Below are 18,599 nucleotides of genomic sequence, written 5' to 3' on the forward strand. Positions count from 1 at the left end.
ACGGTGGAAGGAGGGGAGTCCCGCCTTGGCGGGACCAGGTTTTAGGGCGGCCTTTCTTTTGTTACTTTTCTTTGTACCCTCAAGGGGCATAAATCCAGCAAAAGAAAAGTAAAATTATTATGGCATACCCTTTTAACTCTAACCACGCACAAAGGACGGGGATTTCAAAGATTAATTAAAGCCTGACTGCCAATGGAATGATGTCTCCCCTTTTCAAAAGGTCTGTTCAAGAGATCAAATAATTTACACAAACTCAACGCTTGTCATAATGAGTAAATATTCCTCTAAACTAATGTATTCACCAAGACCAACGAAAAGGAGCTTGTTATGGACTTTTTCACCAACTCTGTAATGGTTGCCGGTTTTCCATGGCTTTGGGACCTTTTGAAGCTGTAACCGAACAGGGTCCGGCCATTATTCATTTTTTTAAATTTAAAAATGGGCAGGCAAGCTTAAAAAAATCAAGTATCGGCATAAACATTGCTTACAATTCGCACTAAAGCGTGCCGGCTTATTTAAGACATTCCCACTGTCATCTTATGAAAAAAACGAACTATACATTAACAGCTTTACTTATCTCTCTTTTCTACTGGATTATCGAATCAGTTATTCACTGGCGCATTTTTCTGGAAGCTGGTTTTGAATTAATTCCCTCCGAATTCAATGAACTCTGGATGAGGATTATTATCATCATACTCTTTCTTTCTTTCGGCATTTATGCCGACTATCAGACGAAAAAACTGCTAAAGAAAGAAGAGGAGAAAGAACGTATTTACTTCGCTACAGTTCGTTCCACTCAACATATCCTTAACAACCTATTAAACCAGCTGCAAATTTTGAGAATTGAAGCAGACAATAATCCGGATTTCAATAAGGAGATAAAATTACTCTTTGAGGGATCACTTAAAGAGGGACAACTTATGGTAAAAAGGTTAAGTTCCATTGAAGAATTGACGGAAGAGAACATCAGAAATTCGGTTTTGCCTGAAGAGATAATGAAATAATTTTTGAAGAACAGAAAACTTTCAACCTCGAATCGGCAACCGGGCATGAACTTATAGAGCACTGCATTGGTTTCACAATGTTTTCAAAAACCATAGCTTCACCGGCAGGATCAGCGGGGATTTTCTGGAAGCGCCATGAAGAGCCGGCGCAGGAAAGCATATATCTCCCCTTTCCAGCTTTATATGCCCTTACAATAATTAAAAAGGGGCAGGTCAAATGACCTGCCCCCTCCTGCAACAGCAGATAGAATATTTCAAATCAAGGTTTAGACAAAGAGCGGCGCCAAAACAAGGGACACGACAGACATAAGCTTGATAAGAATATTCATGGCAGGGCCGGAAGTATCCTTGAATGGATCGCCTACCGTATCACCGACAACAGCCGCTTTATGAGCTTCTGAATTTTTTCCTCCATGATGGCCCTGCTCGATATGCTTCTTTGCATTATCCCAGGCGCCACCGGCATTAGCCATGAAGAGAGCAAGAAGCACACCGGTTACCGTTGCTCCTGCCAGCATTCCGCCAAGCGCCGTCGGCCCAAAAACGAAGCCCACAATAACAGGGGCAGCTACAGCAATTACCCCGGGAGCTATCATTTCATACAGAGCGGCGCTGGTAGAAATATCAATACACTTCTTCACATCCGGTTTTACACCTTCCTTACCGTCGAGAAGGCCGGGGATTTCCCTGAACTGCCTTCTGATTTCATTAACCATTTTAAAAGCTGCCTTACCAACTGAAGTCATGGTTAGGGCGCCAATTAAGAAAGGAAGGGTACCACCAATGAGCAAACCGATAACAACGAGGGGATCCGTTACAATAACCTCAAAAGGTTCACCCGTTTTGGCCCGAATAGCCTGACCGTATGCAGTAAACATGGCAAGGGCCGTCAGTGCGGCAGAGCCGATAGCAAAACCTTTACCAATGGCTGCCGTCGTATTACCGATAGCATCAAGGTTGTCTGTGATCTTGCGAACGTCCTCTCCAAGACCACTCATTTCCGTAATACCACCTGCATTATCTGCAATCGGTCCGTAAGCGTCAACACTCATGATAAGGCCTGTTGTGGCAAGCATACCGACAGCGGCAATACCGATTCCATAGATACTGGCAAAGTGGTTTGAAATCAAAATAGCGATACAGATGATAACAACAGGAATGACACAGCTCTCAAGGCCTACGGCAAGACCGGTAATAATGTTCGTAGCCGGGCCTGTTTCACTTGCCTCGGCAATTCTTCTTACCGGCCCTGCTGCCGTATAGTATTCTGTAATAAGACCGATAAGGAAGCCACCAATGGCGCCAACGAGAACAGCTACGTAAGCGCCAAAACCAATGCCTGCCATCTTGACGCCGAAAAAGGCAAAGACCAGAAAGAGGACGAGAGCAACGATGGTTGAATTTCTCAGGGCTGATGCAGGATCTGAGTTCTCAAGAAGCTTCATTGCCCCGATGCCGATGATGGATGCAACAAGGCCAAGCATGGTGAGCAGGATGGGGAGGCCCATAAGCGCCTCAGTCGACCCGAGAGAAGCAACCTTTGATCCCGCCGCAGCCGTCGCACCAATGGCAATAGTCGCAATAATAGACCCAACATAGGATTCGAAAATATCAGCACCAAGACCGGCTACATCACCAACGTTATCACCAACGTTATCGGCAATAACACCGGGATTTCTCGGATCGTCTTCAGGAATACCTGCTTCTACCTTACCGACCAGGTCTGCACCGACGTCAGCTGTCTTAGTGTAGATACCTCCACCAACCCTGGCAAAGAGCGCTATCGTTGAAGCCCCCATGGCAAAACCGTTAATGACAGCCGCTGTTTCAGGCTTGCCAAAAATGATAAAAAGAACACCGACACCGAGAAGCCCCAGTGATGCTACGGAAAGACCCATAACGGAACCGCCGAAAAAGGCCGTTGCAAGGGCCTTTGCCGATGAAGGCTTGTTAAGGTTTGCCGCTTCAGCAGTTCTCACGTTTGCTCTCGTTGCCGCCTTCATACCAAAGAATCCGGCAACCATGGACGAGACGGCGCCAAAAATATAAGCGATGGAAGTGTTGATATTAATAAATGCGGCGAGAAGAAGCGCCACAACAATAACGAATGCAATAAGGATCGTATATTGTCTTTTAAGGTAGACCATTGCGCCATCATGGATGAGCGTGGCGATCTCCTTCATTGTTTCATTACCTTCGGACTGTTTCTTCAGTCCCCCGTAAATAATTCCTGCCAGAACGAGTCCGACCACGGCAATTACAGGTGCTAATGTTAGTAAGTTTCCCATTTTCTTTTTTTTTGCCTCCTTAAATAAAAAATTTAATATATTAAAAAATAAATTCTTAATTAAATCTGTTCATTGCCGTCAAAGATCCATCAGCTATGATAGCTTCGGCGGCATCTGCCGATTTTTCAAGGATGTGATGGAGTTCTTCTCTCTCATCGGCAGCAAAAGGGCTTAGCACATAATTTGAGACATTCCAGCGAGGGGGGGGCTTTCCGATACCGACCCTTACCCTGATGAAGTCTTTCTTACCAAGGTGAGATATAATTGATCTTATACCGTTATGACCTCCGTGTCCGCCACCCGACTTAATCTTGATCCTCCCAAAATCGAGATCAAGATCATCATGAATAACTATAACATCTTCTGCATTGATGTCAATATACGAGAAAAGAGGCTTTACAGCCTCTCCACTCAGATTCATAAAGGTCTGGGGTTTTGCTATTATTACCTGATCTCCGGCAATAATGCCTTTGCCCGTCAGACTCTTGTTTTTTACTTTATCGATACCGATGTCATACCTTTTGGCAAGGGCATCAACAACCATAAATCCTGCATTATGCCTGGTAGCAATGTACTTCTCTCCCGGATTTCCCAGACCGACTACCAGCTTCATGAATCAGGACCTTTTTATTCAGTAGCCTCTTCAGCGGCCTCTTCAGCAGCTTCCTCAGCGCCTTCCCCTTCCACTGCCTCTTCTTCAACCCCTCTTTTGCCAAGGACAACAACAACAGTGAAGTTGACATCGTGAGGAACCTCTACCCCTGCAGGCAGTTCTATGTCATCAATGTGGACAGACTGACCGATTCCAAGTTCTGTTACATCAACCTCGATTAGATTGGGAAGGTCTTTCGGCAGGCAACTCACGGTAAGTTCCCTCCTGATTGGCTGGAGTGTCCCGCCAAGCTCAACTCCCATCGCTTTTCCTGTGAGCTTTACGGGGATAGTTGCACTCATCTTCTGATCCATTAAAAGCTCCTGGAAATCAGCATGAATAAGCTGTTCAGAGACAGGGTCTATCTGTACATCTTTTATGATTGCCATTCTTTCTTTTGTTTTTCCGTCTTCAAAGGTGAGGTTTAAGAGAGTGCTCTGTCCCGTTTCGCTATCAAGGATACGGCCAAATTCTTTGGAAGGAACCTCGAGATTGAAAGGCTCCGACTTGCTTCCATAAAAAACGGCAGGAAAGTTGCCCGTCAAACGAATTCTTCTTGCAGCGCCCTTTCCGCTGTTTTCTCTCACTTTAACGCTTAAATCTTGCTGTTTCACTTTTTACTCTCCTTAATCTATTGCTATTTGAGTCGATTTTGTATTTAATTTTATCAAACAAAAAGAGAACTTACCGAATCATCGGAGTGGATTCTCCTTATGGCTTCCCCCAGAAGCGATGCAACGGACAAAACGGTAATCTTTTCACATTTTTGTCCCTCTTTAGTAAGCGGAATAGAATTGGTTACGACCATCTCTTCAATGTGAGAGGTTTTAATCCTCTCAATGGCCGGACCGGAAAGAACAGCATGGGTACATGAAGCACATACCGTTTTAGCGCCATTTTCAGCCAGGGCTTTTGCTGCATGAGTCAGTGTTCCTGCCGTATCAACCATATCATCAACTATAAGGGCAACCTTGCCTTCCACATCACCTATAATATGCATCACTTCAGCCACATTGGGAGCCGTTCTTCTTTTATCGATAATGGCAAGTGTTGCACCCAGTCTTTTTGCGTAAGCCCTTGCCCTTTCAACACCGCCTGCATCAGGTGAAACGACAACGATATCGTCACCCATTTTCTCTTTAATGTACTTGAGCGCAACGGGCATAGCGTAAATATGATCGACGGGAATATTAAAAAAACCCTGGATCTGTCCGGCATGGAGGTCCATCGAAAGGACCCTCGTCGCTCCTGCCGCATTTATCAGATCGGCTACAAGTTTTGCCGTAATAGGCGTTCTGGGGGCGGCTTTTCTGTCTTGCCGGGCATAACCATAATAGGGGATAACGGCCGTAATATTACCGGCAGAGGCCCTCTTCATGGCGTCGATCATAATGAGAAGTTCCACCAGGTTCTGGTTGACCGGCGAACAGGTCGACTGAATGAGGAAGACATGCTTACCCCTGATATTTTCCAGTATTTCTACCGACACCTCGCCATCACTGAAGGTCTTTACCTGTGCCTGGCCGATGGGAACATTAAGATAGCTGCAAAGCTCCTGGGCCAGTAATTTATTGGAATTTCCGGAAAATATTTTGATTTTATCCAGCATGATGATTCTTTTTTACACTTCTTTCTGTTTTGATTTTTTTGATGATAAAAAGCCTGCCCCTGGCCTCAAAGAAGTGGCTGGGGCGGGAGGGTTCGAACCTCCGAATGCCGGAATCAAAATCCGGTGCCTTACCACTTGGCGACGCCCCAGTAAAAAAAGAAAAACAGGACAGAAAGAAAGAGCTGAAACAATTCCATACCTGTTTTATATGCAGCTAACCTTCCGATTTGCTTAAACGGTAGCCCTGACCAGTTCTTCTTTATATTCGTTTAAAACGGCAGACTCTATTACTTCCCTCATGTTGTTGTTTAGCGGATGGGCTATGTCCTTGTACTGCCCGTCTTTTCTCTTCTTGCTCGGCATAGCGACAAAAAGCCCCTCATTCCCATCAATAATCTTGAGGTCCCTGACGATAAAACAGTCGTCAAAGGTAATTGTTGCAAATGCCTTTAATCTCTCATCATCTTTACTTACGGGAAAAACCTTTACCTCTGTTACATCCATCTGCCAACCCTCCTAACGTTGTGATTGATTCAGAGGCTGTTAACCAAAAATGAGGACCAGCCCCTAGCAACGACATCCCCCCCCATGGCAGCAAGGGAACTTTCTGCCTTACTCCTATTTTTATAGAGACCAAAAACGGTGGAACCGCTGCCTGACATTAATGCTGCCATGGCTCCATATCTTAATAAAAGACGCTTTGCCTCCCGGACTTCAGGATAGATTTCAAATGTAACATTTTCAAGGTCGTTTATCATATTGGAACGAACCGTTGAAAGATTGTGATTAAACCTCGTAATATTAAGGTTTTTACCCTCTTTTGTCAACACTAAATTAAGTTGACTGAATATCTCTCCCGTTGGGACATGGATCCCCGGATTTATAAGAATGAGCCATAGAGTGGGAAAGCCTTCAACAGCCACCAGTTTCTCACCGACGCCCTCTGCAAGGGCAGGTTTTTGAAAAATAAAAAAAGGAACGTCAGCCCCCAGGCTAAGTCCCATTTTTACAAGCTCTCCTGTTTCTGCTTTTTCCCCCGTCAGGCTGTTTAACCCCATGAGAACCGATGCGGCATTACTGCTTCCTCCGCCAAGCCCTCCCCCCATAGGTATTTTTTTTCTGATATCAATATGTATGCCTGTTTTCAGTTTTTTCTCCTCAATGAGGAGAGAAGCTGCCTGCCAGGCAATATTCTCTTCACCTGCCGGCACGGAAGGATCATCACAAGTGAGACTAATCCCTTCATCCTTAAGAGTCAGCCTCACTTCGTCGTAAAGCGATACCCTCGCCATGATCATACTTAACTCATGATAGCCGTCGGGGCGCTTTGCCACAACATGAAGACTCAAATTGACTTTTGCCGGTGATAAAAAAGCAATGCTGTTCATAGGGTATATTCACTTTGTTACTGGAATTTTATCATTATATTTGCAGTTATCCCGTTAGGCAATAAAAAGTTCCCTTTTTTTGATCATCTGGAACATTACGTCAACTAATTAATTGTCGACAGATCTCTTTGACTTATGCTATCGTTTTTTATTTAAACTTATCCGAACCGATTGTGAATTATTTAACAGAGGAGACATAAAAAGACCCATGAAAAAGGCATTAATCTCAGGTGTAACGGGGCAAGACGGGTCTTACCTTTCCGAACTGCTCATTGACAAAGGATACGAAGTTCACGGCATCATAAGAAGGTCGTCATCCTTTAATACAGACAGGATAGACCATCTTTACCAGGACCCTCACAAAGCCGGGACAAAACTTTTCCTCCACTACGGAGACCTGTCGGACGGTACAGGCCTCAGAAGAATCGTGGAAGAGGTCATGCCCGATGAAGTTTACAACCTGGGAGCCCAGTCTCACGTAAAAGTCTCCTTTGAAGAACCGGAATATACGGCTGACATTGACGCCATAGGCGCCTTGAGACTTCTTGAAGCCATTCGTGATTACCGTGACCGCACAGGTCATGATGTAAGGTTTTACCAGGCCTGTTCATCAGAGATGTTTGGCAAGGTTGCCGAAACGCCGCAAAAAGAATCGACTCCCTTTTACCCCAGAAGCCCCTATGGCGTAGCCAAGGTTTTCGGCTACTGGCAAACGATAAACTATCGCGAGGCATACAAGTTATTTGCCGTTAACGGTATCCTTTTTAACCATGAGTCTCCAAGAAGAGGAGAAACATTTGTAACAAGGAAAATAACAAGGGCTGCAAGCAGAATCAGGCTGGGCCTCCAGGATAAACTCTATCTGGGAAACCTGGAAGCCAAAAGAGACTGGGGATTTGCAGGAGACTATGTAGAAGCCATGTGGCTTATGATGCAGCAGCAAGAGCCTGACGATTATGTCGTTGCCACAGGCAAAACCTGTTCTGTAAGGGAATTTGTTGAAAAAGTCTTTAAGAAACTCGATCTTGACTGGCAGGAGTACGTGGAAATCGACCCACGATATTTCAGGCCCACGGAAGTCGATCTGCTCCTTGGAGACCCATCAAAAGCGAAGGAAAAATTAGGATGGTCGCCGAAAGTAAACATTGACGGGCTTGTCGAAATGATGGTAGCGCACGATTTTGAACTGGCATCCCAGGAAAAAACACTGAAAGACGCGGGGCACCTTTTTAGCGGCAGAAGAAATCACGAGTAAATTTATCGTCAGGCCTTGATATTGGAAAAAAAAGCTAAAATATATATTGCAGGCCATAAGGGACTTGTGGGCTCAGCTATTGTGCGAAAGCTTCAGTCGGAAGGTTATAAAAACCTCCTCTTTGGCGAGCGCAAAAAAACAGACCTGACACGTCAAGGTGACGTTGAATACTTTTTCAGGAAAGAAAAGCCTGACTATGTATTTCTCGCTGCAGCCAAAGTCGGGGGAATACTGGCAAACAACTCATATCCGGCTGATTTTATTCGTGACAACCTGTTAATTCAAAACAACGTTATCGAATCAGCCTATAAAAATAATGTAAAAAAACTCCTTTTTCCGGGATCTTCCTGCATCTACCCGAAACATGCACCTCAACCGCTTAAGGAATCAAGTCTTCTTTCCGGCCCTCTTGAACCAACAAATGAATGGTATGCTATTGCAAAAATAGCCGGAATTAAAATGTGTCAGGCCTACAGAAAACAATACGGATTCAATGCAATTAGTGTTATGCCGACAAACCTCTATGGACCCGGTGATAATTTTGACCTTGAAACTTCTCATGTGCTTCCCGCTTTAATGAGGAAGTTTCATGAAGCAGTTGAAAAAGGGGCCAAAGAAGTAACCATTTGGGGAACAGGCAATCCACGGCGCGAATTTCTCCACGTAGATGATCTTGCTGATGCATTGCTTTTCCTGATGAAAAACTATGAATCGGAAAAAATTATTAATGTAGGAACAGGGAGTGATATTTCGATCAGGGAACTTGCCCAACTTGTAAAAAATATAACAGGCTTTCAGGGAAACCTTATTTTTGACAGCGCCAAACCGGATGGAACACCTAAAAAACTCCTCGATAATTCATACATTTCATCACTGGGATGGCAAGCAAAAATCCCTCTTAAAGAAGGAATCAAATCAACCTACGATTGGTACAGGCAAAACTGCAATTAAAACATTACCCCCTCTTTATTTCAGAACTTGCTGCCGCTAAAATCAGGAGATAAACATTTTCCCGCATTTCCAGCTATTTATTTGCCATTGACTTGTTTAATCATCTTTGACTATACTTGATATCCCTCGGTTAAAATTAGCGCTATTATATCAATTTGATGAATAGAATTTCGCATTTGCCATACGCTTGACCAATCACTTAAAACGATTAAAATGTCATAAATAACGAAATAATAGTTTTTATTTTTTGATATTATTTAAAAAGGGAACCTAACCTATGGAAAAAGAACGGATTGTTTCTGTCATCGGATTGGGCTATGTCGGTTTGCCCGTTGCTGTCGCCTTTGGGAAGAAGAGAAAGACCATTGGCTTCGACATCAACTCTCTTCGTATAAAAGAACTGATTGATGGTTTCGACAGGACAGGGGAAGTTGAACCTGATGATCTGAAAGAAGCGGATATATTATACACTGACAGCACTGAAAAACTGAAAGAAGCGGATTTTCATATCGTAGCAGTACCGACTCCACTGGATGACGCCAAACGTCCTGACCTGACTCCTGTTGTCAAGGCCTCAGAAACTGTCGGAAAGGCGATTAAATCAGGAGATATAATTGTATACGAATCGACGGTCTATCCCGGTGTGACGGAAGAAGAGTGTGTTCCCATCCTTGAAAAGGTATCAGGCCTTAAATGCGGCCCCGACTTTAAGGTTGGTTACAGCCCCGAAAGGATTAATCCGGGAGACAAGGAGCATACCTTTACAAAAATCATGAAAGTTGTTTCCGGACAGGACAAGGAAACCCTTGAGATTGTAGCAGACGTGTACGGCTCCGTTGTAACGGCAGGCGTTTACCCTGCCGAGAGCATCAAAGTAGCGGAAGCGGCAAAGGTCATTGAAAACACCCAGAGGGATCTCAACATTGCCCTTATGAATGAACTATCCCTTATTTTTGACAAAATGGATATTGATACGGCAAGCGTGCTTGCAGCGGCAGGCACAAAGTGGAACTTTCTCAAATTCAGACCGGGCCTCGTAGGCGGTCATTGTATCGGTGTAGATCCTTACTACCTTACCTACAAGGCTGAAAAAACAGGATATATTCCACAGGTTATACTCGCAGGGCGGCGCATCAATGACGGCATGGGTGAATTTATTGCCGGCAAAACGGTTAAAGAGATGATTCACAATGGCCATACCATTCTTGACAGCACGGTAACGGTTATGGGCCTGACATTTAAAGAGGACTGCCCTGATTTACGAAATACAAGGGTAACGGATATTATCAGGGAAATGGAGGATTTCGGGGCCCATGTCCAGGTATGTGATCCACTGGCAGAACCGGAAGAGGCCGAGGAGGAGTATGGCATTAAGCTTACACCGATGGAAAAGCTCAAGCCGGCTGATGCCCTCATAGCAGCAGTTGCACATAAGGAATTCAAAGAGCTGTCCACTAAAGACCTTCTTAAGCTGATGAACGAAAAACCGGTCTTTATTGACGTCAAATCCCTTTATGACAGGGATAACCTGGAAAAAGCAGGCGTCAGGGTATGGCGCTTGTAATTAGGAGAATATGTAGATGAAAAAAATATTGGTTACCGGTGCGGCAGGTTTCATAGGCTCCCACCTGTCAAGGCGGCTTCTCGACAGGGGCGACGTTGTAACAGGTCTTGACAACCTCAATGATTACTATGATGTAAATCTGAAGAAAGCAAGACTGGCAAGGCTGGAAGGAGACGCAAATTTCAGTTCTTTAAACATAAACCTTGAAGACAAAGACGCCATGGCAAAACTCTTTGCAGATAACAGGTTTGACGTTGTCGTCAATCTTGCCGCCCAGGCCGGTGTCAGATATTCCCTTGTAAATCCCTATGCCTACATAGAAAGTAACATTTCAGGATTTATTAATATCCTCGAAGGCTGCAGACATTCCGCAGTGGGGCACCTGGTCTACGCTTCTTCTTCATCGGTCTACGGCGCCAACACAAAGATGCCTTTTTCTGTTCATCACAATGTGGACCATCCCGTATCTCTTTATGCAGCCAGCAAAAAGTCCAATGAACTCATGGCCCATACTTACTCTCACCTTTACAAGCTGCCCACGACAGGTTTAAGATTTTTTACCGTATACGGTCCCTGGGGCAGACCTGACATGGCGCTTTTCCTTTTTACCAAGGCCATTCTGGAGGGGAAACCGATCGATGTATTTAATCACGGCAAAATGAAACGCGACTTTACCTATATTGAGGATATTGCAGAAGGGGTCATCAGGGTTATTGACAAAAAACCTGAGCCCAACCCCCGGTGGAGTGGAGACCAACCGGACCCGGGCACAAGTTATGCCCCCTACAAAATTTACAACATAGGTAATAACAATCCTGTCGAACTGATGCACTTCATTGAAACAATAGAGGATGCATTAGGAATGAAAGCAGAAAAGAACCTTATGCCCATTCAGCCGGGAGATGTGCCTGCAACCTACGCCAATGTCGATGATCTTATAAATGATGTGGGCTTTAAACCGGCAACACCGATAGAAGAAGGGATTGGCAACTTTATCAAATGGTACAGGGAATACTACGGACTTTAATATTTCCTTTTATCTCATTTTATTAAGCAATTAATCCCCGGGGAGAGTTAATGTGAAACTGCTGGTCACAGGCGGAGCAGGGTATATCGGCAGTCATGTTGTAAGGCAATTGGGCGAAGCCGGTCATGATATTGTCGTCTATGATAATCTTTCAACCGGTCACGACTGGGCCGTTCTTTCCGGTGAACTTATTGTGGGCAATCTCGAAGACAGGGAAGGCCTTGACAAGCTCATGGAAAAGCACCGATTTGAAGGCGTTCTTCACTTTGCAGCTCATATCGTCGTACCTGAATCGGTAGAAAATCCCACAAAATACTACCTTAACAATACCTGCAATACACTCTATCTGCTTGAAGCATGCCGGAAACAGGGCATAAAAAACTTCATTTTTTCCTCTACGGCAGCAGTCTACGGCATGCCTGAAGGTGGCATTGTCTCCGAAGAATCCCCTTTAGCTCCTATCAATCCTTACGGTTCATCAAAGAGGATGAGTGAGCAGATGCTAATGGATCTTGCCGCAGTGACTCCTTTGAATTACGTTATTCTCAGGTATTTTAATGTGGCAGGTGCAGACCCGGAAGGGAGAATCGGCCAGGCAACACCTGAAGCGACGCATCTCATTAAGGTCGCCTGTGAAACCGCTCTCGGCAAAAGGGAGAGCGTTACTATTTTCGGAACTGATTATGACACTCCCGACGGAACGGGAATAAGGGACTATATTCATATTGAAGATCTTGCTTCAGCCCATGTAGCAGCGCTTGATTATCTGAAAAAAGGGGGAACTTCCCGGATTCTTAATTGCGGTTATGGTCACGGTTACAGCGTCAGGGAGGTTCTCAATACGGTAAAAAAAGTTTCAGCTGTCGACTTTGAAGTTAAGGAAGGACGAAGGCGGGCAGGAGATCCCCATCAACTGGTTGCTTCCAATCAAAAAATCAGGGATGTGCTGGCGTGGACACCCCGCTATAATGACCTGACAAGGATCGTCGAATCAGCCTTTAACTGGGAAAAAAAGTTTCAGGCAAAAAAATCTGCTCAAGAGGCATAAATCCGGAGACCATGGTCCAGCGACCCTTTCCAGCCTAGAAAGACTCTTCCCTCTTCTCTTTTCATCATCTTTTTCACTCAAATGTATTTTTTTTAAAAGGACAAGCCGCTTTTCAGCTTTTCTGAAAAATCGCAATCACTTGAGAGAGAAAAAAGAGGACGGCACAAACAAGCACCATCGTTGCGCCAGTGGCCGTATCCCAATAATAGGAAATGACAAGTCCCGTAACAGAGGCAAGCAGGGCCGCTGCCATTGAATACCAGAAAAGGCTTGCCACATTTTTTGAAAGGATTCTGCCCACGGCAGCAGGAACAATAATGAGGGCCGTAACGAGAAGAATGCCGACCACCCTGATGCAGAGGCAGACAACAAGGGCAAGAAGGATGGAAAATATATACTCGTAAAGCGTTGTAGGAACCCCCTTCGTTTTGGCCACTTCTCCGTTAATTGCCATGAGGATAAGATGGTTGTAAAGGTAAACGGCAAAAAGGAGAACAGCCAAAGCAAGGAGGGCCATAAGAACAATTTCCCCTTCCGAAACGGCCAGCACATCGCCATAAATAAAACTGTGCAGGTTTCTTGTTAACCCCCTTTTTGCACTGATAATAACAATACCGAGAGCAACGGATGTAGAAAAAGCGACACCGATAATGGTATCAACGGAAAGGTCTGTTTTTTTCCGTACCTTTACAATAATACTTCCCACAAAAAGGCCGAAAAAGACCATGGTAACAACAGGGTCTATGCCTGCAAGAATACCGAGAGCGACGCCGGTAAAAGCCGAGTGGCTGATAGCGTCGGAGTAAAAAGACATCCTGAAATTAACAACATGTATTCCCATAGCCGCCGCAGCCGGAGCAACGAAGAGTGTCGCCAGAAGGGCCCGCTTCATAAAATCATGAGAGAGCCAGTCAAAAGGGAAAAGGATTCCCATAAAATTGTAGATAATATTAAAAACGGCTTCCACTACTGTTTCTCTCCATGATGATGTGAACAGCTGTTATGGTCGTAAAGGCCCATATGGAGACCATAGACCTTTGAAATAGTCTCATCAGTGAGAACCTCCACCGTCCTCCCCTGGCATTGGACCGTTTTGTTGATGCAGATCACATTATCTGCATGGCTCGTTACAACAGACAGATCATGGCTGACAAGAACAAGGGTAAACTTACGTTCATGGTGCAGCTCATCGATGAGGTCGCAAAAAAGCTCACCACCGGCCATATCCACACCGGAGACAGGTTCATCAAGAAGAAGAATATCGGGATTATCCATAATGGCAAGGCCCAGAAGAACGCGCTGCAATTCACCACCCGAAAGTTTACCCAGCGGCCTGTGGGCGAGTTTCGAAGCCCCTACACGTTCAAGGCTTTTAAGTGATTTTTCTTTCAGTTCCTTATTAGCGCCCAGCCAGAGAGGTTTTTTCTGCCTTGCAAGACAGAGATAATCGAGTACAGTCACAGGCATACCCCTGTCAAAATCAAGCCTCTGGGGAACGTAAGCGATGACCGGTTTCCCTCCCCCATGCTCACGGTTCATACAGAAATCAATTTTCCCCCTGTAAGGGATAAGTCCCATCATGGCTGAAAGAAGTGTCGTCTTCCCCGCCCCGTTTGGCCCAATAATTGCCGTTGTCTCACAACAGTGGATCGTCACATTAACGTCATCGAGCAAAAGGGCATCACCCACTTTAACGTTAAGGTTCTCTATCGTTATGGCATGTGAACATTGATCAGACATCAGCAAACACTATTAGCCCCCATATCTCTTTCCCTGAAAACTCTCTCTCCTTAGCAGCTCCCTGTCTATGCCGTTAAGCACTTCCCACTTTTTAATGGACCATTCGGGAGCCAGCAGATAACCACGAAGCGGATCACCTGTAAGGCGGTGAATAATGGTATGGGGAGAAATCCTCTCCAACACATCACAAACGAGACTGATATACTCATCCATCGCCATGGGGCTCCACTCGCCCCGCCCGTACATGCCCGCAAGCTCCGTCCCTTTGAGGGCATGCATGAGATGGAGCTTTATTCCACCCGCTTCAAGCTCGCCTATCCCTTGAGCGGTCTCAATCATATCACTTTTCGACTCACCGGGCAGCCCCAAAATAGCATGGAGACAGATATTGAGGTCCATTTTCCTGAGACGGCTATAGGCATCAAAAAAAGCGGCATAATCATGGCCCCTGTTTATGGTTTCGAGACTTTTGTCATGAATGCTCTGGAGACCAAGCTCTACCCAGAGATAGGTTTTATTATGGTAGCCGGCAAGGAGGTCAACAATTTCTTCAGGCAGGGTATCGGGGCGGGTGCTTACCGCCAGCCCTGCCACCCCTTCTACGGAAAGGGCCTCATCATACATTTTTTTTAGCAACGACAAATCGCCATAAGTGTTTGTAAATGATTGAAAATAGGCAATGAATTTTTCCGCCCTGTTTTTCTTCTTCATCACCTCCATACCTGCCCTCACCTGCCCGCGAATAGTCAGCGCCCGCTCTGCTCCGATAGAGGCCGCCCCCCGCTCACAGCAGTAGATACAGCCTCCCGTTGCAACCGTGCCGTCACGGTTTGGGCAGGTAAAACCGGCATCGATGGAAACACGATATACCTTGCAGCCGAAATGTTGTTTAAGATGATGATTAAGGGGATTGTAGCGCTTGCCGCCCCAGTGGTTAAAATCCATTACTCAAGTCAATATTCCTTTTTGAGCAATTGTAGCACAAAGTTGAGGACAGGGGCCCGGGTTTCTCACAAGTTAAACTTGCGAAACAGTTCAAGAGCAGACACTAAGTGGCCTTGCACAGAGTAAATATTACGGCGCCTTTACCTAAAGCACCTCTTTCAGGCAACGTTTTTTCCCCGTAAATTGTAGAGGGCCAATCTGTCTGTTAATATTTTACTATTATCTCCCTTTAATCTTCCTGGCCGGATGCCTTTAATTTCAAATGGAAACTATTCAGATAAATATTTCTCTCGCCATATTTATAATCATCCTATTAATGAGTTTAGCAGCCGATTATGAAAATAAAAAAAAGGAGAGGAATGAAAGGCTCCCTTTTTCAAATAATACCTTCTCTGATTTTTTTTCCATGCTTGCAAAGCTTTGCAAGGCCGATGGTTTTGTAAAAAAAGAGGAAATTCGTCTTATTACCCAATATATGAAAGAAGAACTAAAGCTCAATCAATATGAGCAGCAGGAAGCCATTTCAATATTTAATAAAGCCAAAAATTCCAATTCATCATTTGAATTTCATGCAAAAAGGTTAAAAAGGGAAAATAAAGAGAATACTTTATTTCTGAATGAGGTAATAGAACTTCTCTTTTTTGTTGCAGTTGAAGACAGCCATCTCAGCAGGGAAGAGGAAGTTCTTATTATAGAGGCCATCAATATATTTGAGGTTCATGACAACGCCTACTTCAGGTATAAAGAGGCTGAAGCGGAAAAAGAACCGGAGAACGACAATGCGCCTGACGGCAGGTACTTCCTTTCACTTGGGTTGACAAAAGCGGCAGACCCCTCAGAAATCAAAAGGTCTTACCGAAAACTCGTCAAACAATATCATCCTGATAATGTTCAACATTTAGGGGTAGAATTTCTTGCTTTAGCTGAACAGAAGATGAAAGAGATTAATGAGGCTTATAACTATTTAAAAGAAAAGCTGGATTTTTAGAATAGTGAGGTCCATTCGATCCCCAATATGGCTGGTGGCAAGTTCGAAAACGCCGGGCTGGCCTGAGAGCCGCTACAGAGGATAAAGGGGCAATGAATCCTCTTTCAGAAAGGACTCTTAAGCGTTCTTTGCCAATCCCGGAGCCGGCGCCAACTATAATCAATTTCGTCATGTGCCTGTTTCATTGAGACTTAGCGTCAACAATAAGCGGAAAGCGGCCGCTTTTGCCATGCCTTACCATTTCATCATCGGCACAGGATTTAATGGGTGCCTCAAAAACCACTTTACAGCCCTTTTTACCAGATTCTCATGAAAACCGGAATTAGGGAATTTCTCTTTAACACGCTCCAGACAGGATCCGGGGACTCCAAACTTTACCAGCCCCAAAGAAAAATCAACCAGGTCTCCTTTTCGGAATATTTCTACAAGGGGATACTTTTCATGGGCATATTCTCTTATCTTGTGATGTTCGCTAATCATCAAAGATATTTCATTCACCCAGGACTCAAGGTTGTTTTTCTTTAGATATTCTACTGCCGGCGGGATAGAAGAAGGAATGTAATCGATAGTATCCTCAATCCATATGCCTATATCATGAAAAGCCGCCGCAATGATGATCTTTTCTTTCTCTTCATCGCTACAGGGCTTAAGGCAAAAACAGAAATTAATCATTCGGTACACATGGTTTCTATACCCATTGTACTCATGGCCAATGATTCCTTTCCATTCCGCCAGTATAGCTTCCAGCAGCGGGATTTTTTCTTCAATGATCATAGAGCTCTCTCTTAACGCAAAGCCAGGACACAGGCCCGGCTTAGCCTGATTGCGTTCAAATTGCCAAAACCGATTCAGCAAAGTGCAAATTTGCGCATCATGTTTATTGATTGGTTAGACCATTTTGTCATTGTTTTTCAAGCAGAGCAGAGTGGCTGAAATATATTTTAGGGGAACCAATTATTTTGTACCCTGATTTTTGTGCCATCGATAAAGTTTTCTTGAAATCATTAAGCGTTACATGCAATTTGGGCTCAGCCAGCAAAAGCTTGCCTTTGCTCTTTACTATGGCTTTCAGTTGCTTAAGAAAGTTAAATTCATCTGGTGTTTCGTGTACCATCCAGAAGGCCAGGGCGAAGTCTGCTTTTTCGTTTATTCCTATGTTATTTTCTTCACATAAATAAGTGGTAATGCGGTGGGCAAGGCCTGCTTTTTTTGCTCGCTTTGTCAAGATATCAAGCATTTTTTGTTGAATGTCAACGGAAATGATATTCCCTGTTTCACCGACAATTTTGGCCATACCGATTGAGAAATAACCCATGCCACAGCCAATGTCGATGGCTGTCATTCCCTTATGCAGATAAGGAATAAATATTTCTTCCGGCTTATGGATTATACGCCTTAATGGATTGTCAAAGGTATAAGCTAACCACCAGGGGCAAATATGTTTTTCCATTCCTCTTATTCCGGAATTGTTGTCTTTTTTATATTCTGTACAAGGTCTGACGTTGGCCTTAACCGGCATACCCCGGCAGTGGGCCATTGGTGCTGTTAAAACACAAATCGAGCGCTTCGGAGGTATGTCCCGGTTGAACGTCCTTCTTATCTGTACTTCTAATTATTCATGTCACGCTATATCCCTGTAAAACGCTTGCATTGGAAAATACCTGCCCGGACATTTTGTTGATTCACCCTTTGTCATACCGTGCCCCGTTATATTTTTCAAGCTTATGCCATATTTAGACATAAGTGACCTTGTAAGCTTAACCAGTGAGTCATACTGCTCTGCAGGTGGCGCTTCTTCTTCAAAATTACCAATTAGACAAATTCCAATTCCTCTAAAATTTCGGTCTATGTTGTTTGCCGAAACATGTGCTCCCCATATGTCATATGACTGACGCCAATCACTGGCAACCTCTCCCAGACCCAAGCCATTACCATTTCCTATTACATAATGGTAAGGAATAGCATCAACAGGATCATTCGCTTGTCTTTCATTGTGGATTTTTTGTAGAAACTCTATATTTCCATATATCAATTAGCGTTTTATCTGTAGTGCCAGCGGCATTAACAGATAAAATGAGGTTGAACTTAGCCGCTGGATTTAATGTTACATCTATACTCTATCTCTATGGGGATTGCAAAC

The 18,599-nt window shown here is 44.4% G+C and carries 19 protein-coding genes and 1 tRNA gene; 7 read left to right on the forward strand and 13 right to left on the reverse strand.

Translation table 11 applies throughout. From position 1 onward, the window contains the following. The first annotated feature begins 539 nt into the window (after positions 1 to 539). Positions 540 to 1,004: a hypothetical protein gene (locus tag OEV42_18195; protein MDH3976207.1), complete on the forward strand. Its 465-nt coding sequence runs from the start codon at positions 540 to 542 to the stop codon at positions 1,002 to 1,004. A gap of 266 nt (positions 1,005 to 1,270) precedes the next feature. On the opposite strand, the gene OEV42_18200 is transcribed toward OEV42_18195, so the two are convergent. The 7 genes from OEV42_18200 to ispE all read right to left on the reverse strand — a co-directional run bounded on the left by OEV42_18200 (position 1,271) and on the right by ispE (position 6,941). Further along, positions 1,271 to 3,292: a sodium-translocating pyrophosphatase gene (locus OEV42_18200; protein ID MDH3976208.1), complete on the reverse strand. Its 2,022-nt coding sequence runs from the start codon at positions 3,290 to 3,292 to the stop codon at positions 1,271 to 1,273. 55 nt (positions 3,293 to 3,347) lie between these two features. Beyond that, entirely contained in the window at positions 3,348 to 3,905 is a 558-nt protein-coding gene (gene pth, locus OEV42_18205) for an aminoacyl-tRNA hydrolase (GenBank protein ID MDH3976209.1), read from the reverse strand. Between the two features lie 14 nt (positions 3,906 to 3,919). Beyond that, on the reverse strand, positions 3,920 to 4,558 hold the full coding sequence (locus tag OEV42_18210) for a 50S ribosomal protein L25 (protein MDH3976210.1): 639 nt from the start codon (positions 4,556 to 4,558) through the stop codon (positions 3,920 to 3,922). A gap of 53 nt (positions 4,559 to 4,611) precedes the next feature. Next, on the reverse strand, positions 4,612 to 5,550 hold the full coding sequence (locus OEV42_18215; GenBank protein ID MDH3976211.1) for a ribose-phosphate pyrophosphokinase: 939 nt from the start codon (positions 5,548 to 5,550) through the stop codon (positions 4,612 to 4,614). Positions 5,551 to 5,627: 77 nt separating this feature from the next. Next, positions 5,628 to 5,702: transfer RNA gene (locus tag OEV42_18220), tRNA-Gln, on the reverse strand. Positions 5,703 to 5,784: 82 nt separating this feature from the next. Next, complete coding sequence (spoVG, locus tag OEV42_18225; GenBank protein ID MDH3976212.1) at positions 5,785 to 6,057, reverse strand: septation regulator SpoVG; 273 nt, start codon at positions 6,055 to 6,057, stop codon at positions 5,785 to 5,787. A gap of 29 nt (positions 6,058 to 6,086) precedes the next feature. Continuing rightward, positions 6,087 to 6,941: a 4-(cytidine 5'-diphospho)-2-C-methyl-D-erythritol kinase gene (ispE, locus tag OEV42_18230; GenBank protein ID MDH3976213.1), complete on the reverse strand. Its 855-nt coding sequence runs from the start codon at positions 6,939 to 6,941 to the stop codon at positions 6,087 to 6,089. Positions 6,942 to 7,149: 208 nt separating this feature from the next. Here ispE and gmd point away from each other — a divergent pair, with 208 nt between their 5' ends. The 5 genes from gmd (at position 7,150) to galE (ending at position 12,786) form a co-directional block, all read left to right on the forward strand. After that, positions 7,150 to 8,196, forward strand: a complete 1,047-nt coding sequence (gmd, locus tag OEV42_18235; protein MDH3976214.1) for a GDP-mannose 4,6-dehydratase — start codon at positions 7,150 to 7,152, stop codon at positions 8,194 to 8,196. A 21-nt stretch (positions 8,197 to 8,217) separates the two neighbouring features. After that, positions 8,218 to 9,147 carry a GDP-L-fucose synthase gene (locus tag OEV42_18240; GenBank protein MDH3976215.1) on the forward strand — a complete coding sequence of 310 codons (930 nt, stop codon included), beginning with the start codon at positions 8,218 to 8,220 and terminating at the stop codon, positions 9,145 to 9,147. Between the two features lie 277 nt (positions 9,148 to 9,424). Further along, positions 9,425 to 10,711, forward strand: coding sequence for a nucleotide sugar dehydrogenase (locus tag OEV42_18245; GenBank protein MDH3976216.1), 1,287 nt, complete (start codon positions 9,425 to 9,427; stop codon positions 10,709 to 10,711). Between the two features lie 16 nt (positions 10,712 to 10,727). Further along, positions 10,728 to 11,738, forward strand: a complete 1,011-nt coding sequence (locus OEV42_18250) for an NAD-dependent epimerase (GenBank protein MDH3976217.1) — start codon at positions 10,728 to 10,730, stop codon at positions 11,736 to 11,738. Between the two features lie 52 nt (positions 11,739 to 11,790). Then, complete coding sequence (gene galE, locus OEV42_18255; GenBank protein ID MDH3976218.1) at positions 11,791 to 12,786, forward strand: UDP-glucose 4-epimerase GalE; 996 nt, start codon at positions 11,791 to 11,793, stop codon at positions 12,784 to 12,786. Between the two features lie 112 nt (positions 12,787 to 12,898). Here galE and OEV42_18260 read toward each other — a convergent pair whose 3' ends face one another. Genes OEV42_18260 through OEV42_18270 form a run of 3 tightly spaced genes read right to left on the reverse strand, consistent with a single transcriptional unit; the run spans position 12,899 to position 15,471 of the window. Next, positions 12,899 to 13,753 carry a metal ABC transporter permease gene (locus OEV42_18260; GenBank protein MDH3976219.1) on the reverse strand — a complete coding sequence of 285 codons (855 nt, stop codon included), beginning with the start codon at positions 13,751 to 13,753 and terminating at the stop codon, positions 12,899 to 12,901. Continuing rightward, positions 13,753 to 14,526 carry a metal ABC transporter ATP-binding protein gene (locus OEV42_18265; protein ID MDH3976220.1) on the reverse strand — a complete coding sequence of 258 codons (774 nt, stop codon included), beginning with the start codon at positions 14,524 to 14,526 and terminating at the stop codon, positions 13,753 to 13,755. The genes OEV42_18260 and OEV42_18265 overlap by 1 nt, the downstream gene beginning before the upstream one ends. 12 nt (positions 14,527 to 14,538) lie before the next feature. Next, positions 14,539 to 15,471, reverse strand: coding sequence for a TIGR01212 family radical SAM protein (locus OEV42_18270; GenBank protein ID MDH3976221.1), 933 nt, complete (start codon positions 15,469 to 15,471; stop codon positions 14,539 to 14,541). 262 nt (positions 15,472 to 15,733) lie between these two features. Between OEV42_18270 and OEV42_18275 the strand changes: the two genes are divergently transcribed. Then, positions 15,734 to 16,459 (forward strand): TerB family tellurite resistance protein, encoded by a 726-nt coding sequence (locus OEV42_18275; protein ID MDH3976222.1) that lies wholly within the window; start codon positions 15,734 to 15,736, stop codon positions 16,457 to 16,459. A gap of 234 nt (positions 16,460 to 16,693) precedes the next feature. On the opposite strand, the gene OEV42_18280 is transcribed toward OEV42_18275, so the two are convergent. The 3 genes from OEV42_18280 to OEV42_18290 form a co-directional block, all read right to left on the reverse strand. Further along, complete coding sequence (locus tag OEV42_18280; protein MDH3976223.1) at positions 16,694 to 17,233, reverse strand: HD domain-containing protein; 540 nt, start codon at positions 17,231 to 17,233, stop codon at positions 16,694 to 16,696. Positions 17,234 to 17,360: 127 nt separating this feature from the next. Then, the gene (locus tag OEV42_18285) at positions 17,361 to 17,909 is read right to left on the reverse strand and encodes a class I SAM-dependent methyltransferase (protein MDH3976224.1); all 549 of its coding nucleotides are present in this window, start codon (positions 17,907 to 17,909) and stop codon (positions 17,361 to 17,363) included. Between the two features lie 171 nt (positions 17,910 to 18,080). After that, positions 18,081 to 18,491: a peptidoglycan recognition protein family protein gene (locus tag OEV42_18290; GenBank protein MDH3976225.1), complete on the reverse strand. Its 411-nt coding sequence runs from the start codon at positions 18,489 to 18,491 to the stop codon at positions 18,081 to 18,083. Positions 18,492 to 18,599 lie beyond the last annotated feature (108 nt).

The organism is Deltaproteobacteria bacterium (genome assembly GCA_029860075.1).
Lineage (GTDB): Bacteria > Desulfobacterota > JADFVX01 > JADFVX01 > JADFVX01 > JAOUBX01.